This is a genomic window from Parabacteroides caecihominis (assembly GCF_023656785.1).
GTDB lineage: Bacteria > Bacteroidota > Bacteroidia > Bacteroidales > Tannerellaceae > Parabacteroides > Parabacteroides segnis.
Window position 1 is genome coordinate 69,574 of record NZ_JAMOKS010000026.1, and the last position, 26,357, is coordinate 95,930.

The following is a 26,357-nucleotide window of genomic DNA, read 5'->3' on the forward strand; positions in this document are numbered from 1 at the left end:
TTGTCGGTTGATAAAATTGAAAATGCCTTACAAATGTATAACCCATATCGAAATATAGATTATATTTTTGTTGACAAAATGTTGACAATTGATAAATTGTTAGAAATCAGCTATAAACTGGTCGAATTTCTCGGTGCTTTCAGGCTCATGTGTCAATTTTTTATACAGTCTTTTCCGGCATTGTGTGACTCCGGAGCTTGTTAATCTCATCAATGATGCAATCTTTTTAACAGGAATGCCAATTTTGACCAGGTAACAGACTCGTAATTCTTCAGTAGAGACATATGGAGATAAGTCGAAAATACGTTTTGAGAAGTCGGAATAAGTCGCATCGATCAGTAGACCTAGTTCCAACCATTCGCTTTCTGTAAGCCCGGTTTCGGTCTTATGTATTTTGATATATAAAGCAGACTTTTTGAGATCATGTGCTAATATCTCTAATGTATTTTGTTTTAAAGAAATTTGTCTGTTCTCCATTTCCAACATTAACTTTTGGGTTTCGAACAGTTGTTTTTTTACATCACTCAGCGTTTCCTGTCCGTTGGAGAGTGCGTTTTCCAGATATTTAATCTGTTGTTTGTTATCTTCTATATGTTGTTGGCTTTGCTTATATTGTTGCTCTTTCAGCTCAAGTAACTTTTTCTTTTTCTTCTGTTCTTTTTTGAAAAAGAAAAAGCCGGTGAGAAACAGAAAGACCGTGATGATCAGTATTTGATATATTATGATCATTTGTCTGGCTGCCTCTTGTTCATACTTTAGTTTTTCATCTGCTATGTGTTGGTAGTTGAACATGCTCTGCGTCATGCGTATATTTTCATAATGAGAGTTGACTTTGATCGAATCTCTCAATAGTTCGTAATGGTCCCAATACTTGAAGTAGTTTGTAAAGTCGGATTTCTTTCTTTTTATCTGGGCCAAAAAGTATAAACTGCCTGCCTGAGTATAAATATTAGGACTCTGTAAACTTTGGTTTAAGTAGTATTGGGCAGAATCGTATTGTGCTGTTCTTAACAAATATTCCCCATATGTTAGATATAAATGATATTCCAGACTGGGAGTAAAGCATGTCTGTATTGATTTCTGTATACAATCATGTGCTTCTTTATATTGATTAGTTTTCAGGTATAAAATCCCTAAATCATTATATAAAGAAGATGAACTTTCAGGAGTGGCTATTTCTATAGCTTGCCGATAATAATATATAGCACTGTCCAATTGTTGTGTTTGAGTAAAAACACGGGCGGTATTGCGTAATGCAAAAGATATTCTGGTTGAGTCGTTACTCCCTTCCAAAAGAGACAGTGTTTTTTTGTAAAGTGGCAACGCTGTTTCGTAAATATCCTGATAAGAATAAAGTGTTCCGAGGCTATTGTTTATTTTTATAAGCAGGTCTGTGGAGTTCAGGCTTTCACCTAATTCCAATGCTTTCAAATAGGCTTGTTGTGCTTGTAAGGCATCCTGCATATCGAAATAGGTTCTTCCCATATAATAATATGATAACGCCAGTGAGGCAATATCATTATGGTTTTCATAATAAGTGACGGCCTTTTTTATCAATGAGTCGGAAGTAATTGTAATATAGTTTTTATCCAAAGCCTGCGTAAACAACAGGCAATAAGAGGCATATTCCCTGTTTGATAATGTTTCGGGTGATGGTATCTTGTTGAGAATGGCCAGCGCACTGTCGGGAAGTGTTTCCATCAATTTTTCTGCCTGCAATAGTTCTGATAAGACAGAACTCCTCTTGGAACAGGAAGAAAAGCACAGGATACAGATTAGCAGAAAGTATAAAATAATATTTCGGAGCTTACTTGTCATTTGCGTCTTTTTGGTGGCCGAATATATCGCTTTTTTTTGAAACAGAAGTTGATAATGAATGTTATATTTTGGAAGTTATTCGGGAAGGAGGATAAGCGTATTGAATATTAAGCAGAGTCTGGCTGTATAAAAAAAGTGAGAGTTCAAATGTCATACTATAGCACGCAGATGACGCAGATCGGGCAGATGAGCACAGATAAATAAATTGAAAATCAATAAATAACCTGTGTTCATCTGTTTAATCTGCGTCATCTGTGTGCCATTTAGTGTATTTTGACGCACCTCCACCTATATAAATGGAAAATAACTTTATCTGTTTATTTGATTTGCTTGAATGCTTTTCCGAGCATATCGGTGATGTCTCCGGCAATCATACTTTCTTCTGAACGGTAAACAGCTGCCAGGTCGCCAGCCGTGCCATGAAGGAAAACTCCTGAAACAGCAGCCGTTTCGGGTTCTGCCCCTTGAGCCAGTAGTCCAAGAATAATGCCGGTCAGGACATCGCCGCTGCCGGCTGTCGCCATACCCGGATTGCCACAACTGTTGAAATATACGTTGCCGCTTGCCGTGCAGGTTGCCGTATAGGTGCCTTTAAGTACAACACACAGTTTATGTTCGATAGCAAAAGACTGTGCTTTCTTCAGGCGTTCGAACATACTGTTGCTTTCTCCGGCGATACGGTCGAATTCCTTCGGATGTGGTGTAAGGATGCTGCGCGGAGGAATACGGTTCAGTAAATCTTTATTGGAAGCGATCAGGTTTAATGCATCGGCATCCAGCACGACCGGCTTGTCGGTTGTCTGCAACAGACGTTCCAGGGCGGCCGCCGATTCGAGATGTTGTCCTAATCCAGGTCCTACACCGATAGCGGAATAGATGGATATTTCGGGCACGGTCGTGAAATAATCGGCATGCGGATCGAAGCTGATCATGGCTTCCGGGAAAGCTGCCTGCATAATGACTTCGCCACGTTGCGGGATATGCACGGTCAGTAATCCCGTGCCGCTTCTCAGGCATGAACGGGCGGCAAGCAGGGCGGCTCCCATCTTTCCTTTGCTTCCGGCAATGAGCAATGCGTGACCGAAAGTCCCTTTATGGGAGAATTTATCGCGGGGTTGGAATACTTCGGAAATATCCTCTTCCGTCACCATCATATAAGGAGTAGACGTGTTATCAACGATATCCGGGTGAATACCGATGTCCAACACTTTCCACTCACCGACATACTGAGCATTTTCGGGGAAGAAGAAAGCTAGTTTCGGGAATCCGAATGTCAGCGTCAGGCTTGCCCGTACGATAGAATCCGGATCATTCGTCTGGTTATTTTCCCCGAACAGTCCGGAGGGAATATCGATAGATACGATCGTAGCATCCGACTGGTTGATATATTTTACCATTGCAGCAAAGCCGCCGGTCAGCGGACGGTTCAGACCGGAACCGAACAAACCGTCGATCACGACATCGCGGTCGGTCAGTACCGGAGGAACGAAATCGGCTACCACTTCGGTAAATTCAACCTTCTCCAATCCGAGTATCCGTTGCTTGTTCATCTCACAATCAAAAGAAAGATGCTCGGTCGGGTTGAACAGATAAGTTTCAACCCTGTAACATTCGTCCTTCAATAGCCGTGCGATAGCGAGTGCGTCGGCACCATTGTTTCCCTGTCCGGCAAATACGATGATACGGGTTTGCTTGGAGTAACGGCGGCAAAATTCGTGTACGAAGACCGTTGAGGCGCGTTCAACTAAGTCGATAGAACTGATCGGTTCGTTCTGGATTGTGTATTGATCGAGTTCTTTTACTTTGTCTGTTGGAAATATCTTTATCATAACTGTAGGATATCAGAAGTTTATTCAGCATACAAATGTATAACAAACTTTGTAAATGGCACACAGATGACACAGATTAATCTAAGCGAAAGTAAGCAGGAAACGGCTTCCTTTCCCGGCTTCCGAGATAACGGTCAGGCTACCTTTGTGCATATACATGATCTGCCGGGAAATACTGAGCCCGATGCCGGATCCGACAGGCTTGGTCGTAAAGAACGGTATGAAGATGCGCTCCTGAACGTCTGCCGGAATGCCTGTCCCGTTATCGCTGACCTGGATATAGTTTTTTCCTTCCGCATTGATCCCAGCCGATAGTTCTATCCGGGGATTCTCACATTCTTGTGTCGCATCCAGCGCATTTTTTATCAGATTGATCAGTATCTGTTCGATCAGGGCTTTGTCGGCGATGACCTGTAAATGCGATGAAGAAGGCAGGACTTTTATGCTATCCGTTTCCTCCCTGAATAACAGGGCGACATTGTCGAGCAAGTTGTCGACAGGTATAATTTCGGGGACGGGGGTAGGAATGCCGGTCACTTTTCTATAGTTCTCAACGAAGCGGACCAGGCCGCTGCTTCTCCGGAAGATGGTGTCGACAGCCTGGTGTATCTCTTCGCGTTCCTCGTCCGTGATAGGAGCCGAAGTCTGTTTGCTTTTCAATAACTCGGAGAGGGATACGATCGGTGTCATGGAATTCATGATCTCATGGGTGAGAACCCGGATGAGTTTCTGCCAGGCTTCCGTTTCTTTATTTTCCAGTACCGAGCGGATATTCTTCATGCTGACGACGGTAAGCGGCTTGTTCAATACCACGAACGACATGGATGACAGGATCAGTTGCGAGTAATCTTCCTGGCGGCGGACTTGCAGGATAGACAGTTCACCGGGATGCAGGATGCGCAGCCGGGCAGGAAGTTCCGGATGGTAAGCTGCCAGGTCGTCTATCGTTTCGGCAAAGTTCAGGCCGGTTTGTATTTTGGCTGCCTGGTTCATCCATTCGACCTGTCCGGTTTCGGGAGAATAAACGAAGACGGAGAGGTCGATATGATTGGCCAGCGCCTGGAAATATTGCAGTTGGCTTTCCTTCTGCTGAAGATGTTTCTTATAGAATTGCAAAGCCTCTTCCACCGCTTCGGTCAGTTCTTGCGGGAGGGCATCCGACGGTTTCTGGTGTGTTGTGCCCGAGGAAAGGAAGTCGGAATAGCGTACCGACCAGACAAAATGCCGGAATAGCCGGTCGCTCCGTTCCATCTGCCGGAGCAGGTACCAGGCTTCTATCAGGAGAATCATGCCGGCAATGAAAGCGGAAATATAAAACTGTCCCGCCACCAAAAAGGCAAGAACCAGGCTGGTGATTACTATTAAAAGGATCAGTCCGATAGCTTTTTTCGAGTATTGTTTCATAAGCCGTATTTTTCCAGTCGCCTATATAAAGATGTACGCGTAATACCTAAGAGGTCGGCAGCCTGTGTCAGGTTTCCGGAGCAATGATGCAAAGCCTCCTGTATGGTTTTCTTTTCCAACTCTTCCAGGTTGAACTTTTCTTCCTTTTCGTGGTAGCTGGAAACGGGGGTACGGAGCATGAAGTCGTCGTACTGCAACTTTTTCTGGTCGGAAAGGATGACGGCCCGTTCAATGACATGTTGCAGTTCGCGGACGTTGCCCGGCCAGTTGTATTGTTTTAGAAGCTGACGCGCCTCCCGTGAGAAGCCTTCGATCTCTTTCTTATATTTATGGCTGTACCGTTTTAGAAAATGATCCGCCAGGAGAGAGATGTCGTTTCCCCTTTCCCGCAAGGGGGGAATGAAAATCTCGATCGTATTGATGCGGTAAAGCAGGTCCTGCCGGAAACTGCCGTCTTGCACAGCGGCATGGAGGTCGGTATTGGTTGCGCAGATCAGCCGGACATTGATAGAAGTCTCTTTGGTCGATCCCAGGCGGTTTATCTTCTGCTGTTCGATCACCGTAAGCAGTTTGGATTGGAGCATAAGCGGCAGGTTTCCGATCTCGTTCAGAAAGAGCGTGCCGCCGGATGCGATCTCGAAACGTCCCGACTTGCTTTTATTTGCATCCGTAAAAGCCCCTTTTTCGTAACCGAACAGTTCGCTTTCAAACAGGTTGTGCGGGATGCTTCCCAGGTCGATAGGCACGAAAGCCTCCTGGTTGCGTGACGATTGTTTGTGGAGCGTATAGGCGATCAGGTCTTTTCCCGTCCCGTTCTCGCCCTGCAAAAGAATGTTGGCATCCGCGTTCTTCAACTTTTCTACCGTCTTGAATATCTTTTCCATGGCGGGAGATTCGCCGATCACTTCCAGTTCCGGCTCTGTCGTGGTGAGGACGGACTTCTGTTCTTTCAGCGTCTGCACTTCTCCGCGCCGCAGGCTGAGTTCGAGTGCCGATGAGATGGTTGCCAGCATCTTCTCGTTCTGCCAGGGTTTAGGGATGAAATCGGTGGCTCCCGCTTTGATGGCGCGGACGGCCTTTTCCGTATCCGAATAGGCAGTGATCAGGATGACGACAGTCTCGGGAGATATTTCGCGGATACGTTCCAGCCAGTAAAAGCCTTCTTTTCCGCTGACGGCATCTGCCGTAAAATTCATATCGAGCAGGACGACATTGTATTTGGTAGTCGATACGAGCCGGTTGATCTCTTTGGGGTTCGTGCAGGTCGTAACACTTTCTGCCAAAGGGCGGAGCAGCATTTTCAGCGTAAAGAGAATGTCTTCATTGTCGTCGATAACTAATATTTTTCCTTGTCGTACTGCCATGATATTCCTTCTTCATGTATTGATTAGATGACCCAAACTTAGGTAAAATTTCCGGATAGCCGGTAAACTAATCCCAACTAAACGAACTTTTAATGTTTACCTCCCTGATATCTATTATTTTTCTCCTTAGTTTCTTTGCTTTTGGGCATGCTAAAAATCAATTTCGGGCATGCATAAAATTAATTTTGAGCATGCCCGAAATTGATTTTATGCAATGGAAAAAGGATAAAAGTGTAGGACTAAAATATTACTTAATAAGGAGAAAAGGATTAGTTCATCCGGTGTTTCGGGTTAGTTGCCGGTGAAGCACCGTACGGAAACGTATGGAGAACTGTACGATATCGTACGGTAGTCGTAGTCTCTGTATATTACATTTTGCTGATGGCTAGCCGGTTAGAAAAATGGCATGAATGTTGATTACTTATAGCAAGATATGAACTGATTAATAAAATGACCATGTTTAAACATTATGTGAAAGTAGCCATCCGGCAGATAAAGCGGAGCTTTTTGTTTTCGTCCATCAATATGCTGGGATTTGTGTTGGGGATGACAGCCGCTTTCCTGATCTATCTCTGGATAGTGGATGAGCTGACATTTGAAGATTTTAATAAGAACGGAGACTATATTTACCGGGTGATCCGTGAAGAGCAGTCTGCAAAAGGGCAGGTTCCCTCTACGGTTACCCCGCTTAGCGGAGTGTTCCGGAAGGATTTTTCGAAGGTAGAGAATGCGACTTTTATAAAGTACGGTGGTAAATATGATATTTACGCCGGGGATGTAGGTGTTGAGGCTAACTATGGATATGTCGATACGACATTTTTTGATGTATTCAGTTTTCCGGTTGTGGCAGGCGATCCGTCCCTGCTGAAGAAAGACCCTCAGATGGTCGTGCTCTCAGAGGCGATTGCGGAGAAGCTGTTCGGTAAAACATCGGCTATAGGAAAAGAGGTCACCTGTAAATTCAATAAAAAATATTATAAGGTAGCGGCGGTATTGAAAGTGCCCCGCAAGAGTCATATACAGTTTGAGGTACTGGCAAGTTGGGATTCTTATTTGTGGGACGAAATAAAAGATGAACTTTGGGGATTCTCGGAGAGGATGCACGTCTTTATCCAACTGAAGAAAGGAACCTCTTTGACGGATGCCGACCGGCTGGCCATGCGCGACCTCTGGGTGAAGCATTCGCAATGGGGAAAGCCCCTGGCCTTCCAACCGTTGAAAGATATCCATCTGCGTACAGCATTTAAGGAACCCAACGATGTGTATAATCACGGGAATATGCAGCAGATTTACCTTTTTGCGGCGTTGGCTGCCCTGATCATCTTTATGGGGGCATTTAATTTTATGACTTTATCGACTGCCCGTGCTTCTTTGCGTTCCAAGGAGATAGGTGTCCGGAAGGTGAACGGGGCGAAAAGGAAGAAGCTGATCATACAGTTCCTGTCGGAAAGTCTGGTGCAGGCTTTTATCTCGTTGCTGTTGGCGCTGGCGCTGACGGAATTGCTGTTGCCGTTTTTTAATATGTTTGTTGAGAAGGATATTACTTTGCAATTCAATTGGCAGACCTTGTTGTTTGTGCTGTTCGGTATTGTCGGAGTAGGTTGCCTGGCAGGCTCTTTTTCTGCATTCTATATGTCGTCGTTCAGTCCGCTACTGGCTTTCAAGGGAGGGCAGGCGACCGGTAAGAAGGGAAGATTAGTCAAAGGGCTGGTCTGCCTACAGTTCGTAATCGCAATAACCATGATTATTTGTACGACTATCATATTCAAGCAACTCCATTATTTGCAGAATGCCGATCTGGGATTGAATAAGGAACATCTGATTGAGGTCGATGTTTTGGACTGGCGCCGGGGAGCAGACGGTTTCAAGCAGGAGATACTTAAAAATCCGTATGTGAAGAGTGTGGCGTTGGGTGTGGAGATAACCAACTACCTGCAAGGATATAGCTTTGAAGAAAATATGTTCAGGTGGGAAGATGAAAACGGGAAAACAGACTCGGTGAAGATGGTAGGAATGGTCGGAGATAGCGACTTTATTCCTGCATTGGGGTTGACATTGCTGAAAGGAGAAACGTTTGGCGCAAATCCCGACCATTACTGGGATGGCTCTTACGCACAGGAATCGCCGATCGTTATCAATGAAACGGCATGGAAGATGCTGAAAGTAGAGAATCCGGTTGGCATGCTGCTGACTGGCGGTGGCATCGGCATTCGTAATTCCAGGGTCGTTGGTGTTGTGAAAGACTTTAACTTCCAGCCGTTGCGGGAGAAGATAAAACCTGCATTCTTCTATTATACGGTTCAGTTGTTTAATTATATGTATGTCCGGATCTCGGCAGAGAAACAGGCGGAGACTCTGAAGTTCCTGAAAGAGAAATATGAGGAGGCACGGCCGGATATGCTCTTTAATTACCGTTTCCTGACGGATGTCCTGAATGAGAATTATGCCCGCGAACGGCAACAAAGCCAGATGTTTCTGATCTTTACCGTGTTGGCTATTATCGTGGCGATGATGGGCGTGTTCGGTCTGGTGACTCTTTCAACGGTACAGCGAACGAAGGAGATCGGTGTCCGGAAAGTGAACGGTGCGCATTCCGACCGTATTGTCCGTATGTTTTGCCGGGAATATGCGATTTGGGTAGGCATTGCCTTTGTGGTCGCCTGTCCGCTCGGCTACCTGTTCATGCTGAGATGGCTGAGTGGCTTTGCTTATCAGACAACGATCAGTTGGTGGCTTTTCCCGCTCTCGGGCGGCATTATCCTGCTGATAACGTTGTCGACCGTTATAGCGCAGACCTGGCGTGCCGCATCCAGGAACCCGGTACAATCATTGCGATATGAATAAAATAACAATAAATAAAAACGATATGATTAAGCATTATATAAAAGTAGCTTTACGGTTGATAAAACGGAGCTTTCTGTTTTCCTCTATTAATATGTTGGGTTTCGTGCTGGGAATGACAGCCGCTTTCCTTATCTATCTGTGGATCGTGGATGAGTTGACATTTGAAGATTTCCACGGGAACCGCGACTCTGTCTACCGAGTGATAGCCGTAGACCGGAAAGACGGTGGGGAAATGAAAGAATCAGCTTACACGGTGGCCCCGTTGAGCAAAGCATTACGGGAGGAGTTCCCACAGGTGGAGAATGCAACCTTTGTGCTCAACTTCGGTATGTTGAACCTTCATTCGGGAGCAAATCTGATCGAAGCGAAGTATACATTTGTGGATACGGCCTTCTTTGATATGTTCAGTTTCCCGGTGATAGCGGGCGATCCCGCCCTGATGAAGAAAGATCCGCAACAGATCGTGCTGGCGGAGTCTACGGCAAAGAAGCTGTTCGGAGATTCTCCGGCTGTCGGCAAAGATGTCACCTGCCAGTTTCTGGGGCAAGTTCACCGTTATAAAGTGGCGGCAGTCCTGAAGGTGCCCCGTAAAAGCCATATCCGGTTTGAAGTGTTGCTGGGTGAACAGGCCTATTTTGAACCGCTGAGCTGGGATTTTGCGGAAGGAACGAATGTATATATCCAGTTGAGGAAAGGCGCCGTATTGTCGGAAACCGACCGGAAGGCTATGGGCCGTACCTGGATAAATCAGCGGGAAGACGGGATGCCGTTGGAGTTCCAGCCATTGAAAGATATTCATTTACAGACCTCATTTAAAGACCCGTCGGTCGATAATTACGGGAATATGTCGCAAATCTGGTTATTTATGGCGTTGGCCCTGTTGATTATTTTTATGGGGGCATTCAATTTTACCACTTTGTCGACTGCCCGTGCATCGCTGCGTTATAAGGAGATCGGTGTCCGGAAGGTGACAGGGGCGAAACGGAAGATGCTGATTACGCAATTCCTGTCCGAGAGTCTGGTCCAGGCTTTCCTTTCGCTGGTCCTGGCGTTGGCACTGACGGAATTGTTGTTGCCTTTCTTCAACCGGTTTGTCGGGAAAGATATTGTTTTGTTGTTTAACTGGCAGACTATGTTATTTATACTGTTCGGTATAATAGGAGTCGGGAGTCTGGCGGGGGCGTTCCCTGCTTTTTATATGTCGTCGTTCAACCCTTTGCTGGCCTTTAAAGGCGGAAAGGCAACCGGGCGGAAAGGGACGCTTATCAAAGGCTTGGTGTGTGTGCAGTTTGTCATTGCCATTACGATGCTTTTTTCCACTTCGGTGGTCTTCCGTCAGCTTCATTACCTGCAAAATGCAGACCTCGGACTGGATAAGGAAGATATGGTCGTCGTGGATTGTGATGTGTTCGAACTGATGGCCTACTTCGGCAACCAGGGGATAGACGATTACAGGCAGGAAGTAATGAAAAATCCGAATGTCGGGAATGTGGCGGGAGGCGTGGACCTGTCGAATTACCTTCGGGGACATAAGACGGAAGAAGCCGTTTTCAGTTGGATGGGTGAAAACGGACAGGTCGATTCGCTGAAGATGGTCGGTGTTGTGGGTGACGGCAATTTTATGAAGACATTGGGAGTAACCTTGCTGAAAGGCGAATCTTTCGGTGCCGACAAGAATGCCTATATGGATGGCACTTACCAGAAGGAATCGCCGGTGGTCATTAATGAAACCGCCTGGAAGATGATGCAGGTGAAAGACCCGGTAGGCATGGTCGTTCAGAATAAAGGATGGTTCGGGGAGACCTCGCGGATTGTTGGCGTGGTGAAGGACTTTCATTTCCAGTCGTTGCGTGAGGAGGTCAAGCCGGCTTACATCTATTATTCCCGCCAATTATTGAATACAATGTATATAAAGATATCACCGGAGAATAAGGCGGGGACATTGAAGTTCCTGAAAGAGAAATATGAAGAGATGCGCCCGGATAATATATTTTCCTACCGTTTCTTTTCCGATGCGTTGAACCTGAACTATGCCCATGAACAGCAGTTGAGCCGGATGTTCCTGATCTTTACCGTCCTGGCAATCGTTGTCGCCATGATGGGCGTATTGGGACTGGTTGCCCTGGCTACCGCACAGCGGACGAAGGAAATAGGTATCCGGAAAGTGAACGGTGCGCATTCCGACCGCATTGTCCGTATGTTTTGCCGGGAATATATGATTTGGGTGGGAATCGCCTTTGTGGTAGCCTGTCCGGTCGGTTATCTTCTGATGGTTCGCTGGCTGAGTAATTTTGCCTATCAGACTCCTATCAGTTGGTGGCTGTTTCCGCTGGCGGGACTGATTATCCTGCTGATAACCTTCCTGACAGTTGTAGCGCAGACCTGGCGGGCAGCTTCCCGGAATCCGGTGGAGTCGTTGAGATATGAATAAATGAATAAGAATAATAAAATAAGTATCATGATAAAAGCAGTAAATTTAACGAAAGTATTTCGTACGGAGAGTGTTGAGACTACAGCCTTGAACGGTATTAATCTGGAAATAAACCAGGGAGAGTTTGTTGCAATAATGGGACCTTCGGGTTGCGGTAAATCGACATTGCTGAACTTGTTGGGGTTACTGGATAATCCGACATCCGGCGAGTTGTGGTTTCTGGAAGAAGAAGTTTCCCGTTATACGGAGAATAACCGGACAGACTTGCGGAACGGTAATCTGGGATTTGTCTTTCAGAGTTTCAACCTGATAGACGAATTGACGGTCTTTGAGAATGTGGAATTGCCTCTTTTATATGCCGGAGTCCCGGTAAAGGAACGGGTTCCGAGGGTAAATGCCGCACTCGACCGGATGCAGATTGCCCATCGTACGGAACATTATCCGCAGCAGCTTTCCGGTGGACAGCAACAGCGCGTGGCTATTGCCCGTGCCATTGTAACGAATCCCAAGATCATCCTGGCGGACGAACCGACCGGAAACCTGGATTCGGTGAATGGTAACGAAGTCATGAATCTGCTTCTCGAACTCAACAAGGAAGGTTCAACCGTCGTCATGGTGACACACTCAGAAGAAAATGCCCGGATGGCCGGACGTTTAATCCGCATGATGGACGGAAATATCCTGACTGAAAGCAGGAAGTAAAATCTTTTTGTGCTTCACTGAAAATATTGTACCTTTGCTCCCTCGAAAAATAAACGGTATATGGACAAGATCCGATTAAAAGATAAAGAATTTGAACTGTTTATCCCGGAGAAGGAGATCAAGGATGCCATTGCGAAGATGGCTAAACAGATTAAGGCAGATGTAGGAGATACTAACCCTCTGTTCGTAGGCATATTGAACGGGGCGTTCATGTTTACCGCAGAACTGATGCGGCAGATGGACACCTACTACGAAATTACGTTTGCCCGCTATTCTTCTTATCGTGGCCTCAATACCACCGGAGTTGTTCGTGAGATCATGCCGGTGCAGGCCGATGTGAAAGGACGTACCCTGATCCTGCTGGAAGACATTATCGATACCGGTTACACCATGCAGTTTGTTATGGATAAGCTGAGAAATGACGGTGCGGCGGATGTCAAGCTGGCAACCATGCTCTTCAAACCCGATTCCCTGAAATGCGATCTGAAGCCTGACTATGTCGGTTTACAGATACCAAGCGACTTTATTGTCGGTTACGGGCTGGATTATGATGAAATGGGGCGTGCCTACCGGGATATTTACAAGGTGACAGTTAATAGTTGACAGATGACAGCTTACAGGTGAGTATGATAACTGAAAAATACATTTATAAATAAGGAACAATATTATGTTGAACGTTGTTATTTTTGGAGCTCCGGGTTCAGGAAAAGGAACACAGAGTGAGTTGATCATTAAAGAGTATGGTTTGGATCACATTTCAACTGGTGATGTATTGCGTGCTGAAATGAAAGGTGAAACCGAACTTGGTAAGATCGCTAAAGATTATATTGAAAAAGGTCAGCTTGTACCGGATGAACTGATCGTTGATATGCTTGCCAAAGTATTGGACAGCAAAGCCGGTTCGAAAGGTGTTATCTTCGATGGTTTCCCCCGTACTATCCCGCAGGCAAAAGCATTGAAAGAAATGCTGAACAAACGCGGTACGGATGTTTCTGTGATGCTGAACCTACAGGTTGAAGAAGAAGAACTGATTTCTCGTCTACTGGAACGCGGCAAAGTATCAGGACGTTCGGACGATAACCTGGAAACAATCAAATCGAGACTGGATGTTTATCATAAACAGACAGCACCTTTGGCAGATTACTATGTGGGAGAAGGCAAACACGTCGGTATCCACGGAATGGGTACAGTCGAAGAAATCTTCGATCGTATCAAAGAAGCGATCAATAATTTGTAAATTAAACAATGTGCCGATATGCCAATAAGGGTTTCTTCATTGGCACATTGGCATATTATCACATTAAATAATTATTTTTTATGGCTGAATCAAACTTTGTAGATTACGTAAAGATCTATTGCCGCTCGGGAAAGGGCGGAAGAGGGTCTTCTCACTTTCGTCGTGAGAAATATATTCCGAAAGGAGGCCCCGACGGAGGCGACGGAGGGCGAGGAGGCCATGTGTATCTTCGTGGCAACCGAAATTACTGGACCCTCCTGCATCTGAAGTTCGAACGTCATATCATGGCAACGAACGGCGAAGGCGGCAGTGCCAAGCGCAGTTTCGGAAAAGACGGTGAAGACCGGGTGATCGAAGTGCCGTGCGGAACCGTGGTATATGATGCCGAAACCGGTGAATATATCTGCGACGTTACCGAAGACGGCCAGGAAGTCATGCTGCTGAAAGGCGGTCGTGGCGGACAAGGCAACTGGCATTTCAAGACATCTACCAACCAGGCTCCCCGTTATGCTCAACCGGGAGAACCGGCTCAGGAACGCAAAGTCATCCTGCAATTGAAGTTGCTGGCAGATGTGGGGTTGGTAGGTTTTCCGAATGCCGGAAAGTCGACTTTGCTTTCTGTCGTATCGGCGGCTAAGCCGAAGATTGCGAACTATCCGTTCACGACACTGGAACCGAACCTGGGCATCGTAAGTTATCGCGACCATCGGTCATTCGTGATGGCCGATATTCCCGGTATTATTGAAGGAGCCAGTGAGGGGAAAGGTCTCGGACTCCGTTTCCTTCGCCATATCGAACGAAACTCGCTGCTTCTGTTTATGATCCCGGCAGATACCGACGATATTAAAAAGGAATACGAGATCCTTCATAACGAACTGGTAAAATACAATCCCGAATTGCTAGGTAAAAGCCGTGTGCTGGCAATCACCAAGAGTGATATGCTGGATGACGAACTGATCGAAGCCCTGTCGGAGGATTTACCCGAAGGTATTCCGCATGTGTTTATCTCTTCCATTACCCAGCAGGGTATTACGGAGTTGAAAGACTTGTTGTGGAAGGAACTGAATAAGGAAACCTTCCACGAAGTTGAGAACATTGTTCACCAGAACATCGATGTCAGTTCGATACCCCTGGATGATGATGACGATGATTTCGTCTTTCCTGTCGACGACGACGATCCGGATGAAGAGTATGAAGAATACGAGTGGGACGACGAAGATGAAGAAACTGAAAAGTAATACAGTAGAAATGTTGCAATTCTCCGGATTAGGCGGAGAATGCAACATTTCTCATTTTATAACGACCCGTCACGGAGGAGTGAGCCAGGGTAATTATGCGACGATGAATCCGGGAGAGTTCAGCGGTGACGATCCGGCTTCCGTCCGGATGAACCGTCAGCTCCTTTCGGATGCAATGGGAATTTCTCCCGAAAGGATTTTTGCGCCCTGTCAGGTGCATGAAGCGGAAATAAGTTGTATTGATGCCCAACAGCAGGAGATGCACGGAAAAGATGCATTGGTGACGAATATACCGGGATTCTGCATCGCTGTCTCTACGGCAGACTGTGTCCCGGTTCTGGTCTATGCACCGGATAAGAAGGTGGTGGCGGCTATCCATGCCGGATGGAGGGGAACGGTAAAGCAGATCGTTGCTAAAACCATCCGTTGTATGGTGGACCGTTATTCCTGTAATCCTGGCCTGATGATGGCGGGTATCGCCCCGTCGATCAGCAAGGAGGCTTTCGAGGTAGGCGAGGAGGTGGTCGATGCTTTCAGGGAGACTGGTGTGGATATGAATCGTATCATGGAACGAAACGCTCAGACCGGTAAAGCCCATATCGACCTCTGGGAGGCAAACCGTATCCAGTTGCTGCAATCCGGATTATTGCCGGAGCGTATTGAAGTTTCCGGAATCTGCACTTATCGGCACCATGAAGATTTTTTCTCCGCCCGCCGGCTGGGAATAAAAAGCGGACGTATCCTGTCCGGTATAATGATTAAAGAGTAATACTATATGATACATGTTTCTATCTCGGAAGAAATAGCGAAGGCTTGCCCGGACCTGCATGTCGCCGTTGTGGAATGCGATGTGGTAAACACCGTTTCGGACGAACAATTGTGGAAAGAAATAACAGAAGTGGAAACCTATATCCGTACATCCTGCAAGCTGGAAGATATAAACAAATTTCCTCCTATCAAGGCAACCAGGCAGGCTTATAAGCGTCTGGGGAAAGATCCGAACCGTTACCGTCCTTCGGCAGAAGCGCTTCGCCGGCGTATCCTCCGCGAATTGCCCTTATATAAAATAGATACATTGGTCGATATAATCAATCTCCTGTCTATTCAGAGCGGCTATTCTATCGGCGGGTTCGATGCCGGTAAGATTGACGGAGACCTGGTGCTGGGTGTCGGTCGGGAAGGCGAGATTTATCATGGAATAGGCCGTGGCGAACTGAATATAGCCGGCCTTCCGGTCTATCGCGATAATCAGGGAGGCGTTGGTACTCCGACCAGCGATGAAGAACGAACCAAGATCGACATGAATACGGGAAAGCTGTTAATGATTATAAACGGATACTCTGGAAAAGAGGGCCTGCAAGAGGCGTTGACCTATGGGGTGTCCCTATTAACCCGATATGTATCAACAACTAATTTGGAAATGGAGTTGATTACGCCTGAAAGTAGAGTGAAAATTATGTTATAAACGCGTTAATTATGTTTAGAAACCTCAAAAACACTCGTTTTTATGCTAAAAAACATCTATTTCCTTTTGTTTTAATCGATTAATCTATAAATTTGCCCCCGTTAACGAATTAACAAAACGAAAAAGAAAATGATCGAATTGATTGGTACAAACGCCGGCCTTGTTTGGACAGTTTTAAACGAAGGCGGAAAAATGAGTGTTAAGGCAGTAAAGAAAGCAACTAAGATCAAAGCAGAAAAAGACATGTATGCTGCATTTGGTTGGTTAGCAAAAGAAGGAAAGTTGTCTTTCGAAGAGATTGAAGGTGAATTATTTGTTGCGTTGATCTAATCGCGTAACCGATACTTGATTAGGAGGGCTGTTCGGATATTATTTGGACGGCCTTTTGTGTGTTTGGATGTTTTCTGTTTAAAAAAACAGACCGCCTTGTTGTTTAATTCAATTCTAAATTTTACTTTTGTCTAGAATTTGGTGTGAAATGACCGAAGATCAAAAGAGATTGTTGGCTGTATTTGAGGTTAGAGTTCGTGATTTAATGGAATTATGTAATAAGCAAAACCATAAGATCGACGAGCTCACAACTGTTTTGAACCATAAGGAAGCAGAACTGAAGCAGGCAATAAAAACGATCGAAGAGTTGAATACCAAATGCGATAAACTGCTGACGGCAAGAGTCGTTTCTGTAAATGAAGGGGAAATGAAAAGTGCAAGGATGCGTTTATCGAAGTTAGTGCGGGAAGTAGACAAGTGCATTGCACTATTAAACGAATAGAAGCGATGGACGATAAATTTCTTATACATTTAGATATAGCCGAAAAGAGTTACGGTCTTTGGATTGATCGGAAAGACGAGCAGTTGGCGCGGGATGCCGCCAAGCAGATACGTAATAAGATCAATCAGTATCGGCAAAATTTTGCTCAGTCCGATGTGGATGTAAAAGATTTGTTAGCCATGGTTGCTTTTCAATTGTCTATGACTAATTTGCAATTGGAAGATAAAAACGATACAAGTCCCATTACAGATAAGATACAGGAACTCACGGGTGAGTTGGAACAGTATTTGAAGGATAAGTAATTATAATATAATTGTAAGAAGAGTTTCCGCACTGCTCTGCACGGTTGCCGTGTATTGTAGTGCTTTTTTTGTTTTATATATATGAATTTAAATTATAAGTAAAATGACAGTGTATATAATCATATCATCAATTGTAGCTCTCCTGATAGGAGGGTTGTTGACGTGGTTGAGCATGCGTTTTCTTCTGAAGTCGAGGTACGATTCCGTACTGAGGGAAGCCGAGAAGGAAGCGGAAGTGATCAAGAAGAATAAATTGCTGGAAGTAAAGGAAAAATTCCTTCATCTGAAAGCGGATCTGGAAAAACAAGTATCGGCAAGGAACGCAAAGATCCAGTCGGCCGAAGGTAAGTTGAAACAACGTGAACTGACACTCAATCAGCGTCAGGAAGATTTGCAGCGTAAAAACTGCGAGATTGATGCGGTGAAAGAAAATCTGGCTACTCAATTGGAATTGGTGGACAGAAAAAAGCAAGACCTGGAAAAACTTCATCAGCGGGAAATCGAACACTTGGAAGCTTTGTCCGGACTTTCTGCCGATGAAGCCAAAGAACGCCTGATCGAATCGTTGAAAGACGAAGCCAAATCGGAAGCAACTTCTTATATCAATGAGATCATGGAAGAAGCGAAGATGACGGCTAATAAAGAAGCAAAGAAGATCGTTATCCAGTCTATCCAGCGTGTAGCGACTGAAACTGCTATCGAAAACTCTATTACCGTATTCCATATCGAATCGGATGAGATCAAAGGACGTATCATCGGTCGTGAAGGCCGTAACATCCGTGCCCTGGAAGCTGCTACCGGTATTGAGATCGTTGTCGACGATACCCCCGAAGCAATCGTTCTTTCCGGCTTTGACCCGGTTCGCCGTGAGATTGCCCGTCTGGCATTGCACCAGCTGGTACAGGACGGACGTATCCATCCGGCCCGTATTGAAGAGGTAGTGACGAAAGTTAAAAAACAGGTGGAAGACGAAGTGGTTGAAACCGGTAAACGTACAGTGATCGACCTGGGTGTTCATGGACTGCATCCCGAACTGATCCGTATGATCGGTAAGATGAAATATCGTTCTTCTTATGGTCAGAACCTGTTGCAGCATGCCCGTGAAACGGCTAATCTTTGCGCTGTGATGGCTTCTGAATTAGGATTGAACCCGAAGAAAGCAAAACGTGCAGGTTTGTTACATGATATTGGCAAGGTGCCTGATGATGAACCGGAATTGCCGCACGCAATCCTGGGTATGAAACTTTGCGAGAAGTATAAGGAAAAACCGGATATCTGTAATGCAGTAGGTGCTCACCACGATGAGGTTGAGATGCAGACATTGCTGGCACCGATCGTTCAGGTTTGTGACGCTATCTCCGGAGCTCGTCCGGGTGCCCGTCGTGAAATCGTTGAGGCTTATATCAAACGTTTGAACGATCTGGAACAATTAGCTCTTTCTTATCCGGGTGTTGTGAAAACTTATGCTATCCAGGCAGGCCGCGAACTTCGCGTTATTGTTGGGGCAGATAAGATCGACGACAAGGATACGGAAAACCTGTCAAACGAAATCGCAAAGAAGATACAGGACGAAATGACTTATCCGGGGCAGGTAAAAATCACGGTTATCCGCGAAACCCGTGCTGTAAGTTATGCGAAATAAAGTCCTTTAGGATATATTTGAAACTAAAATTTAAGGTGGCCGGTCTGAGGAGATCGGCCATTTTTTGTTGGCTGAAACTGTTAATTATTAGACTGTCGGGAATATATATCAGGATGGTGTGAATAGTCTATTTTGCACAATAACAAGTTGTTATCTGTCTTTTCGCGTTGTGTTTTATCAGTTAAATTAATATATTTGCCGCGAGAGGTACGAAAATCACTATATTCTATATCTAATTACTCATTTAAATCTTTTACCACAATGACACTAAAAAAGTTTGTTTTGATTCCCGTGATTATTGGTGTTTTAGCATGCCTGATACAGGCATTGGACCAGTTGTTGTACACCTCCGTGCCTCCTGAGGGGAATGTCGGTTTTAGTTGGATCTCTTTTCAGTCGTGGGCGGTTTACTTCCTGGCCGGTTGTACGGTGAGGGGAGGGATAAAAGCCTTTATTGCTTATGCGATCGGTATTGCTGCCTCCATTGTCATTATGGTTCTTGGCGGTGCGATGACGCCTGCTCTGGGATTCTTTGCCGTGCCTGTGGCGGTAGGTGTGATTGCTTTCTGCGCTATTTTCTGTGAGCGGAGCGAATGGCTGTCCTTAGTACCGGCGTTGTTTATTGGTGCGGGTGCTTTCTTTGCCTTTATGAATTATGTGCCGAATGCCACTTTTGCTACGGCAGCTCTGACGGAGATGATTTATTGTACGATCGGTCTCTTATTCGGGTATATCACTATCTGCCTGCGTAGCGCTTATGAAAAGAAAGTAAGCGAAGATACGGAAAAAACAAAAGAGTGACGATCTAAGAATGGCTCAGCTATTATCAGATATGAACTATCTAATTATCGACCGGTTGTAACTGGCTCCCCTCTGGAGAGGGGGAAGGGGGTGTGTCATATCCCCGCCATACAACCTCCATAATCAGAGTCACTTAACTATTGTAGGTTCATTTGCCGTTTGCTTCAGCTGACGGTTTACAAGTTGTTTCTCTCTTTTGGCTTCAGCCACATTTCTCCTAGATAGAAACCTGTAAGAAATGGGACTAAAGTCCAATGAGATAGACCCTTTACTAATCCGTCAGCTGAAGCAGACGGCAAATAAACCTGTAACAAGGCTTGTTTTATTGACTGGCTTTAACACACCCCCTACCCCCTCTCAAGAGGGGAGCCAGGTACAACCAGTCAATAAACAGATGATTCAATTCTTTCTAAATTGGCACATTGGCATATTGCCACATTGGCTCATTTTTCACCTGCTACCCAAATCGTCATACAGCGTTTGTAACAGTACTTTGCCTTTATTCAGGCGGGTTTCGCTGTTTGTTACCGGGGTTTCGAGCAAGGGTTTGTTGCTTTCGTTGTCATATACTGAAACGCCCGTGCTGTCGATGAAACCGAATCCGTTGGGGAAGGTGTAGAAGGCATATTTGGGGGAGCCGGGATCGAGTATGTCGCGGCTGAATATGAAGGAGTCGTGCGGCAGGTTTAGCTGGCACAATAGGGTGGCAGCCAGATCTGTCTGGTTGGCATAGGTGTCGATCACCATCGGCTCTTTAACGGCTCCGCCCAACCAGATCATCGGGATGTGGAAACGGCGGGGTTCGTAATCCGTCAGTGTTGAAGGGTAACGGAAGCCGTGGTCGGATATCAATACGACCAGCGTGTTCTTCCAGGTCGGCAATTCCTTTAGCTTATCTACAAAGCTACCGATGCAACTGTCGGTAAATGCAACGGAGTTAAGATACGGGTTATCCAGATGGTGGAAAGGCACTTCGAACGGTTCATGGCTGCTCAGTGTCAGGAATGTACTGAGCCACGGCGTCTTTTCATCCCGGTCTTTGATCGATTCGTATAGATGGGTGAAAGTGATGTCATCGTTTGCTCCCCATTTGCTGAGGCGGCTGGAGAGTGGAAAGTCACGGTCGGCAGTAATTTGGCTGTATCCCGAACTGAAGAAGTAACTTTGCATATTCGTAAAGTTGATATCTCCCCCGTAAAGCATATCGGCTACATATCCCTGTTCTCCCAGGCTTTTGGCGATAGAGGGAAGTGTCTGGCTTTTGGCGGGATACTTCATGATAGAAGTCGTCGGTTGTGCCAGGTAACCGTTCAGTACGGCAACAATCCCCCTGTCGGTACGGAAGGAGTTGGCATACATATTGGTGAAGGTGATCCCCTCTTTGCTTAGCCTGTTTAGATTCGGGGTGACACCCGCTTCTCCTCCCACGGCTTCGATGGCGTTTGCTGTAAAACTTTCCATCAGGATGATCAGTATGTTTGGACGGTCGGTTGTCAGTAGACTGACCTTTTCCGTGTTATTTGTCAGGCTGTCATCCGGAAGGGTCAGTGCGGCATAGCGCTCCTTTCTCTCTTCTTCCGGGAAGAAATTGAACTGGGCGGCAAAATCCTGTTGTTTGCTGAGAGAAGCGAGCAGGCTGAATGCCGGATTGATCGCCGAGTGGTTCAGAAACTGGTTTTTGCTGAAATAGACCATGCCGACATTGGCGGTTGAAGTAGTCACGCCTCCTCGGATCGGAATGAAAAGGATGCCGGCGAGCAGCAGGACTATGATTGTCCCTCCCAATCTGTTTTGGGCCGGGGTCGCGGGAAATAAAGGTACGATAAACCGTTTAAACAGCCAGAATATCCCGTAAGCATAGATCCCGAAAAGAGCGAACTGAAGCAGGAATGTACCGACCGGCACGCTGGCCATGGCATCGGCGGGTGATTGCAGGTAAAAGAACAGGGTAGCGTCCAGCCGGAACCCCCAGTAACCATACAGGGCAACGTCTACCGCAAAGATGGCTGCAACCACGATTCCCATAATCAGAAAATAACTTTTCAGGAACTTCTGATAGAACCTCCCCGGTAACCAGATGGAAATCAATACAGAGAGAAGCGGAATAACTGTCAGATACCCTGAAACCGTACAATCCAGCAATAAACCATGAGTAATTACCTTAAGGTAATCGGTTAGCGAACCCCCGTTCGCTAAGGCATGGTGATATAACATGAAGACCGGCTTTTGAATGGCGAGGACCGGAAGCCAACCAATAAATACTGTCAGAAGAAATAACAACCGCTTTTTCATCTCTATATAATATATGTAATACACACCCCCTGCCCCCTCTCCAGAGGGGAAAAGTTACTATTTATATAACTTTTCTCGTAATTCGGCTACTGCCGGATCGGTGATGTAATCATCGTAATCCATCATCTTGTCGATGATGCCGTTAGGGGTCAGTTCGATAATACGGTTTGCCACTGTCTGGATGAACTCGTGGTCATGACTGGAGAAAAGGACGTTTCCTCTGAATGACTGCAACGTATTATTGAATGCCTGGATAGATTCCAGATCCAGGTGGTTGGTCGGTGTATCCAGGATCAGGCAGTTTGCATCCGTCAACATCATCCGGGAAATCATACAACGCATCTTTTCACCTCCGGACAATACGCTAACCTTTTTCAGCAATTCTTCACCCGAGAACAACATACGTCCCAGAAAACCTTTCAGGAATACCTCGTTCGTATCTCCGGCGAACTGGCTCAGCCAGTCGATCAGGTTATAATCGGAATCAAAATATTTGGCATTATCCAGCGGCAGATAGGTCGTTGTGATCGTCTGGCCCCATTGGAAAGTACCGGCTTCCGGCTTTTCTTCTCCGTTGATAATCTGGAAGAGGGCAGTCATGGCACGAGGGTCGCGGCTGATGAATACAATCTTGTCGTCCTTCTCTACGTTGAAGTTCAGATCTTTGAACAAAACTTTGCCCTCGATGCTTTTCGTCAGTCCTTTCACTTCGAGAATCTGGTTGCCCGGTTCGCGGTTTGGAGTAAAGATAATACCCGGATAACGGCGTGAAGACGGTTTGATCTCTTCGATATTCAGCTTTTCGATCATCTTCTTACGGCTGGTAGTCTGTTTGGACTTTGCCACGTTGGCACTGAAACGGCGGATAAACTCTTCCAGTTCCTTTTTCTTTTCTTCCGCTTTCTTGTTCTGGTTCTGCTGCTGGCGGAGTGCCAACTGGCTTGATTCGTACCAGAAGCTATAGTTACCGGCAAACATTTGCAGTTTACCGAAGTCGATATCTACGGTGTGTGTACAGACAGAGTCGAGGAAGTGACGGTCATGGCTCACTACCAGGATCGTGTGGTCGGAGTTGGACAGGTAATTTTCCAGCCAGCTCACCGTTTCCAGGTCGAGGTCGTTGGTCGGCTCATCCAGTAGCAGGTTGTCCGGCTGTCCGAAAAGGGCGCGGGCAAGTAATATACGCACCTTCTGCTTACCGCTCAGGTCTTTCATCATGCTGTAATGGTACTCCTCGGCGATACCCAGGCCGCTCAACAGGTTGGCTGCATCGCTTTCGGCGTTCCATCCTTCCATCTCGGCGAACTTCTCTTCGAGTTCCGAAACGCGGATACCGTCGGCATCGCTGAAGTCAGGCTTTTCGTAAAGCGCATTCTTTTCGCTCATGACTTCCCACAAGGTGGTGTGTCCCATCAGGACCGTGTCCATAACTGTATATTCGTCGAAAGCAAAGTGGTCCTGGCTTAATACCGAAAGACGTTCTCCCGGGCCTAAAGTTACCGAACCGCGTGTCGGGTCGAGCTGTTTGCTGATTACGCGGAGAAATGTTGATTTTCCGGCACCGTTGGCACCGATAATACCGTAGCAGTTACCCGGCGTAAACTTCATGTTTACATCCTGAAAGAGGATACGTTTGCCGAACTGTACGTCCAGATTGTTTACCGTTATCATATATTGAATACCTATTAATTTTTCGAATGAGTGCGCAAAGATACTAAAATCTATTGACTTTTTGGAACTTCCCGCAGCGTATAACTTGTTGTACATTTGTTTTTTTCTATAATGATATAAGAAATATGACACAAAACATTTTCGTTTACATGGACTTTCAGGTCACCCGGAAGCGGGAGGCGGGAAAGGATAGTACGGCTGATCTCTACCGTGTGGTTCGCAACCGGCTGTACCGTTTTTGGAAAGGCGCTTCGCTGCAATGGACAGATATAACCGCCGCCATGGTGGATGATTTTGGCAGTTCTCTGCGCGCCGAAGGGCTGGCGGTGAATACGGTGAACAGTTACTTGAGCAGTTTCCGGGCGCTTTGCCATACCGCTTTACGGGAAGGACTGCCCGGACCTGCCTGTGACCCTTTTGCCGGGTTGCATCTCAAACGGGAGGAAACGGCCAAACGCGCCTTGAAGATTGCGGAAGTCAATAAAGTGATGCAGGCGGACTATCCGGCGGAGCCTTCGCTGCGTGAAGCGCTCGACCTGTTTATTTTCTCTTACCTCGCCTGCGGAATCCCTTTTGTGGACCTTGCCTACCTGACAAAGAAAAACATCGTGGGCGGTGAGATCGTTTATTACCGGCATAAGACCGGGGCACTGATACGGGTGGGGATTACGCCTGCCATGCGGTTACTCTTGAGAAAGTACGGGCAGAAAGGTTCCCCTTACCTTTTTCCCATCCTTTCGGCGGGCAAGGACGGACACGAAGCCTATAAAGCCGCACTCCGTAAATACAACAGCCTGCTCGTGATTATCGGTGCCCGCCTGCATCTGTCGGTGAAACTGACCTCCTATGTGGCACGGCATTCATGGGCTACCGAGGCGCTCCGGCAGAATATCCCGGTGGCAGTGATCAGCCAGGCTATGGGACATACTTCGGAGAAGACAACCCGTATCTACCTGGCCCAACTGGACCAGTCGGTACTGAACAAGGCGAATGCGAAGATTACGAAGAAAGCGGCCGATATGTTTCTGGAAAGGGCCTGAACCCTTATTTACGAAATAAGGGTGGCAAGTATTAATATTAACTTCTACGATGCAGTAAAACTTGTTTTTCAAAGCATCTTGCACGGCAAAGATAGGGAATAAAAACAAAGTGGAAGCATATATTAACATATTTCTGAAACATGAATTTGCTTTGGACTAGATTGTTATGTACCTGAGTGATGCCAAAGCAACTATTTTTGTCTGTCAGCTACTAACTTTTACTTAAAAAGTCTTATCCCGCCTGTTTTGGCGCATAATGCCCCTGGGCATCAATCTAATTAACACCCTTTCACGATATAGACCTATGCAAAACCAGCCTTTTTCCCCTTTAAAAGAGCTGTTTTCCCATCAGTTTACAGGTCTTTTTCTTTCCCCCAAATGAAGCCCGGTACCTTATTTCGTAAATAAGGTTTATGGGGTAAAGAAAGATAATAATGGGAAATAGACTCTTTTATATACTGATACTCATGTGTTTGCATATGGTATCCATTCCTCTTCACGGACAACATGTGTCATTGAAAAGTAACCTTCTCTATTGGGGAACGAGCACCCCGAATATGGGATTCGAGTTCCGCCTGGGTAGAAAAATGAGCCTCGACCTTTGGGGCGCTTACAATGCCTGGGAGTTCAAAAACGATATGTCGCTCAAACATTACCTCGTGCAACCCGAACTGCGCTACTGGCCCTGCCAGACGTATGAGGGCTACTTCTTCGGCCTTCACGGTCACTACGGCCATTTCAATATCGGAAATATCCCGTTTATCCCGGGGATGGAAGATAAAAACTACCGGGGCGAACTCTACGGCGGCGGCCTGACCTGGGGCTACCATTGGGTGATCGGCCGCCACTGGGGACTGGAAGCGTTTGTCGGTGCCGGCTACGCCTATATGCAATATGAGAAATACGTCTGCTACGACTGTACGGAAGTGCTCGGAACGTTCCGCCGCCACTATTTCGGCCCGACGCGTGCGGGCGTCTCCCTGATCTTTTTTATCCATTAATCCGCCCGGCATATGAAACATTTCCTATACATATTATATATAGCCCTTTCCGGCCTCCTGTTTTCCGCCGCTCTTCCGGCCCGTACCGTCGCAGAGGGTGGGGAAGGGGAGCCGCCCCTCCGCATTACTTTCCGTGAGGCGGAGGTAGGCGACGACGACAGTGTCTCGCTGCACCTGCAATTCGTGCTTGAAGATATCCGTGTCCCCTCGTCGCGCAGCCTGGTCCTTGAACCCCGCCTCGAAGCCGATGGGCATTCGCTGGCACTTCCGGCTATCGTAGTGAGCGGCCGCCGCCGTGCCCGTTACGATGCCCGCGCCCTGGCGGTCGACCCATCGACCCGTATCCCCGGCAGTGACTGCTACCGCCGCATCGTGTCCCCTAAAAAAGGAAGCCGCCACGAGATCGACTATACCGTCCGCGTGCCTTACACCTCCTGGATGCGCAACGCCGGATTGTCGCTCCGCCAGATCAGCCGCGACTGTTGCCGGGGAGAGGTGCTTGCC

21 protein-coding genes and 1 pseudogene are annotated in these 26,357 nt (G+C 46.6%); 16 read left to right on the forward strand and 6 right to left on the reverse strand.

Annotated features, from left to right (window positions below):
• Positions 1-99 precede the first annotated feature (99 nt).
• The 4 genes from NBH14_RS19820 to NBH14_RS19835 form a co-directional block, all read right to left on the reverse strand.
• Positions 100-1,701: a tetratricopeptide repeat protein gene (locus NBH14_RS19820; RefSeq protein ID WP_186960840.1), complete on the reverse strand. Its 1,602-nt coding sequence runs from the start codon at positions 1,699-1,701 to the stop codon at positions 100-102.
• A 434-nt stretch (positions 1,702-2,135) separates the two neighbouring features.
• Positions 2,136-3,647: an NAD(P)H-hydrate dehydratase gene (locus NBH14_RS19825; RefSeq protein ID WP_186960839.1), complete on the reverse strand. Its 1,512-nt coding sequence runs from the start codon at positions 3,645-3,647 to the stop codon at positions 2,136-2,138.
• Positions 3,648-3,728: 81 nt separating this feature from the next.
• Entirely contained in the window at positions 3,729-5,051 is a 1,323-nt protein-coding gene (locus NBH14_RS19830) for a sensor histidine kinase (protein WP_186960838.1), read from the reverse strand.
• On the reverse strand, positions 5,048-6,415 hold the full coding sequence (locus NBH14_RS19835) for a sigma-54-dependent transcriptional regulator (protein WP_186960837.1): 1,368 nt from the start codon (positions 6,413-6,415) through the stop codon (positions 5,048-5,050). Before NBH14_RS19835 ends, NBH14_RS19830 begins: the two co-directional genes overlap by 4 nt.
• Before the next feature lie 456 nt (positions 6,416-6,871).
• On the opposite strand from NBH14_RS19835, the gene NBH14_RS19840 reads away from it, so the two are divergent.
• The 13 genes from NBH14_RS19840 to NBH14_RS19900 all read left to right on the forward strand — a co-directional run bounded on the left by NBH14_RS19840 (position 6,872) and on the right by NBH14_RS19900 (position 19,849).
• Entirely contained in the window at positions 6,872-9,259 is a 2,388-nt protein-coding gene (locus NBH14_RS19840) for an ABC transporter permease (protein ID WP_186960836.1), read from the forward strand.
• Positions 9,260-9,281: 22 nt separating this feature from the next.
• Positions 9,282-11,690 carry an ABC transporter permease gene (locus NBH14_RS19845; RefSeq protein WP_186960835.1) on the forward strand — a complete coding sequence of 803 codons (2,409 nt, stop codon included), beginning with the start codon at positions 9,282-9,284 and terminating at the stop codon, positions 11,688-11,690.
• A gap of 27 nt (positions 11,691-11,717) precedes the next feature.
• Positions 11,718-12,392, forward strand: coding sequence for an ABC transporter ATP-binding protein (locus tag NBH14_RS19850; RefSeq protein WP_186960834.1), 675 nt, complete (start codon positions 11,718-11,720; stop codon positions 12,390-12,392).
• Positions 12,393-12,452: 60 nt separating this feature from the next.
• On the forward strand, positions 12,453-12,995 hold the full coding sequence (hpt, locus tag NBH14_RS19855; RefSeq protein ID WP_128133523.1) for a hypoxanthine phosphoribosyltransferase: 543 nt from the start codon (positions 12,453-12,455) through the stop codon (positions 12,993-12,995).
• A 64-nt stretch (positions 12,996-13,059) separates the two neighbouring features.
• Entirely contained in the window at positions 13,060-13,629 is a 570-nt protein-coding gene (locus tag NBH14_RS19860) for an adenylate kinase (protein ID WP_128133522.1), read from the forward strand.
• Positions 13,630-13,709: 80 nt separating this feature from the next.
• Positions 13,710-14,867 (forward strand): GTPase ObgE, encoded by a 1,158-nt coding sequence (gene obgE / locus NBH14_RS19865; protein ID WP_007659037.1) that lies wholly within the window; start codon positions 13,710-13,712, stop codon positions 14,865-14,867.
• Complete coding sequence (pgeF, locus tag NBH14_RS19870; RefSeq protein ID WP_186960885.1) at positions 14,812-15,636, forward strand: peptidoglycan editing factor PgeF; 825 nt, start codon at positions 14,812-14,814, stop codon at positions 15,634-15,636. The genes obgE and pgeF overlap by 56 nt, the downstream gene beginning before the upstream one ends.
• A 6-nt stretch (positions 15,637-15,642) precedes the next feature.
• Complete coding sequence (locus NBH14_RS19875; protein ID WP_186960833.1) at positions 15,643-16,332, forward strand: B3/B4 domain-containing protein; 690 nt, start codon at positions 15,643-15,645, stop codon at positions 16,330-16,332.
• 129 nt (positions 16,333-16,461) lie between these two features.
• Positions 16,462-16,662: a winged helix-turn-helix domain-containing protein gene (locus tag NBH14_RS19880; protein ID WP_007659033.1), complete on the forward strand. Its 201-nt coding sequence runs from the start codon at positions 16,462-16,464 to the stop codon at positions 16,660-16,662.
• A gap of 148 nt (positions 16,663-16,810) precedes the next feature.
• Positions 16,811-17,104 carry a coiled-coil domain-containing protein gene (locus NBH14_RS19885; RefSeq protein ID WP_007659032.1) on the forward strand — a complete coding sequence of 98 codons (294 nt, stop codon included), beginning with the start codon at positions 16,811-16,813 and terminating at the stop codon, positions 17,102-17,104.
• Between the two features lie 5 nt (positions 17,105-17,109).
• Positions 17,110-17,406 carry a cell division protein ZapA gene (locus tag NBH14_RS19890; RefSeq protein ID WP_007659031.1) on the forward strand — a complete coding sequence of 99 codons (297 nt, stop codon included), beginning with the start codon at positions 17,110-17,112 and terminating at the stop codon, positions 17,404-17,406.
• A 103-nt stretch (positions 17,407-17,509) separates the two neighbouring features.
• On the forward strand, positions 17,510-19,048 hold the full coding sequence (gene rny, locus NBH14_RS19895) for a ribonuclease Y (RefSeq protein ID WP_128133519.1): 1,539 nt from the start codon (positions 17,510-17,512) through the stop codon (positions 19,046-19,048).
• A gap of 261 nt (positions 19,049-19,309) precedes the next feature.
• Positions 19,310-19,849: a DUF1097 domain-containing protein gene (locus NBH14_RS19900; protein ID WP_186960832.1), complete on the forward strand. Its 540-nt coding sequence runs from the start codon at positions 19,310-19,312 to the stop codon at positions 19,847-19,849.
• 450 nt (positions 19,850-20,299) lie between these two features.
• On the opposite strand, the gene NBH14_RS19905 is transcribed toward NBH14_RS19900, so the two are convergent.
• Together NBH14_RS19905 and NBH14_RS19910 are read right to left on the reverse strand one after the other, a co-directional pair.
• Positions 20,300-22,141 carry an LTA synthase family protein gene (locus NBH14_RS19905; RefSeq protein ID WP_186960831.1) on the reverse strand — a complete coding sequence of 614 codons (1,842 nt, stop codon included), beginning with the start codon at positions 22,139-22,141 and terminating at the stop codon, positions 20,300-20,302.
• A gap of 57 nt (positions 22,142-22,198) precedes the next feature.
• Positions 22,199-23,812 carry an ABC-F family ATP-binding cassette domain-containing protein gene (locus NBH14_RS19910; protein ID WP_186960830.1) on the reverse strand — a complete coding sequence of 538 codons (1,614 nt, stop codon included), beginning with the start codon at positions 23,810-23,812 and terminating at the stop codon, positions 22,199-22,201.
• Positions 23,813-23,937: 125 nt separating this feature from the next.
• On the opposite strand from NBH14_RS19910, the gene NBH14_RS19915 reads away from it, so the two are divergent.
• The 3 genes and pseudogenes from NBH14_RS19915 to NBH14_RS19925 form a co-directional block, all read left to right on the forward strand.
• The gene (locus NBH14_RS19915) at positions 23,938-24,852 is read left to right on the forward strand and encodes a site-specific integrase (protein WP_186960829.1); all 915 of its coding nucleotides are present in this window, start codon (positions 23,938-23,940) and stop codon (positions 24,850-24,852) included.
• 434 nt (positions 24,853-25,286) lie between these two features.
• Positions 25,287-25,853 (forward strand): DUF3575 domain-containing protein, encoded by a 567-nt coding sequence (locus NBH14_RS19920; RefSeq protein ID WP_186960828.1) that lies wholly within the window; start codon positions 25,287-25,289, stop codon positions 25,851-25,853.
• 12 nt (positions 25,854-25,865) lie between these two features.
• Positions 25,866-26,357: pseudogene (locus tag NBH14_RS19925) on the forward strand (DUF3868 domain-containing protein); the annotation flags it as partial.

Excerpts from the sequence above, each read along its gene's own strand:
- NBH14_RS19820 (WP_186960840.1), bottom strand. The coding sequence starts at position 1,701 with ATGGAAACACTTCCCGACAGTGCGCTGGCCATTCTCAACAAGATACCA.
- NBH14_RS19825 (WP_186960839.1), bottom strand. The coding sequence starts at position 3,647 with ATGATAAAGATATTTCCAACAGACAAAGTAAAAGAACTCGATCAATAC.
- NBH14_RS19830 (WP_186960838.1), bottom strand. The coding sequence starts at position 5,051 with ATGAAACAATACTCGAAAAAAGCTATCGGACTGATCCTTTTAATAGTA.
- NBH14_RS19835 (WP_186960837.1), bottom strand. The coding sequence starts at position 6,415 with ATGGCAGTACGACAAGGAAAAATATTAGTTATCGACGACAATGAAGAC.
- NBH14_RS19840 (WP_186960836.1), top strand. The coding sequence starts at position 6,872 with ATGTTTAAACATTATGTGAAAGTAGCCATCCGGCAGATAAAGCGGAGC.
- NBH14_RS19845 (WP_186960835.1), top strand. The coding sequence starts at position 9,282 with ATGATTAAGCATTATATAAAAGTAGCTTTACGGTTGATAAAACGGAGC.
- NBH14_RS19850 (WP_186960834.1), top strand. The coding sequence starts at position 11,718 with ATGATAAAAGCAGTAAATTTAACGAAAGTATTTCGTACGGAGAGTGTT.
- hpt (WP_128133523.1), top strand. The coding sequence starts at position 12,453 with ATGGACAAGATCCGATTAAAAGATAAAGAATTTGAACTGTTTATCCCG.
- NBH14_RS19860 (WP_128133522.1), top strand. The coding sequence starts at position 13,060 with ATGTTGAACGTTGTTATTTTTGGAGCTCCGGGTTCAGGAAAAGGAACA.
- obgE (WP_007659037.1), top strand. The coding sequence starts at position 13,710 with ATGGCTGAATCAAACTTTGTAGATTACGTAAAGATCTATTGCCGCTCG.
- pgeF (WP_186960885.1), top strand. The coding sequence starts at position 14,812 with ATGAAGAGTATGAAGAATACGAGTGGGACGACGAAGATGAAGAAACTG.
- NBH14_RS19875 (WP_186960833.1), top strand. The coding sequence starts at position 15,643 with ATGATACATGTTTCTATCTCGGAAGAAATAGCGAAGGCTTGCCCGGAC.
- NBH14_RS19880 (WP_007659033.1), top strand. The coding sequence starts at position 16,462 with ATGATCGAATTGATTGGTACAAACGCCGGCCTTGTTTGGACAGTTTTA.
- NBH14_RS19885 (WP_007659032.1), top strand. The coding sequence starts at position 16,811 with ATGACCGAAGATCAAAAGAGATTGTTGGCTGTATTTGAGGTTAGAGTT.
- NBH14_RS19890 (WP_007659031.1), top strand. The coding sequence starts at position 17,110 with ATGGACGATAAATTTCTTATACATTTAGATATAGCCGAAAAGAGTTAC.
- rny (WP_128133519.1), top strand. The coding sequence starts at position 17,510 with ATGACAGTGTATATAATCATATCATCAATTGTAGCTCTCCTGATAGGA.
- NBH14_RS19900 (WP_186960832.1), top strand. The coding sequence starts at position 19,310 with ATGACACTAAAAAAGTTTGTTTTGATTCCCGTGATTATTGGTGTTTTA.
- NBH14_RS19905 (WP_186960831.1), bottom strand. The coding sequence starts at position 22,141 with ATGAAAAAGCGGTTGTTATTTCTTCTGACAGTATTTATTGGTTGGCTT.
- NBH14_RS19910 (WP_186960830.1), bottom strand. The coding sequence starts at position 23,812 with ATGATAACGGTAAACAATCTGGACGTACAGTTCGGCAAACGTATCCTC.
- NBH14_RS19915 (WP_186960829.1), top strand. The coding sequence starts at position 23,938 with ATGACACAAAACATTTTCGTTTACATGGACTTTCAGGTCACCCGGAAG.
- NBH14_RS19920 (WP_186960828.1), top strand. The coding sequence starts at position 25,287 with ATGGGAAATAGACTCTTTTATATACTGATACTCATGTGTTTGCATATG.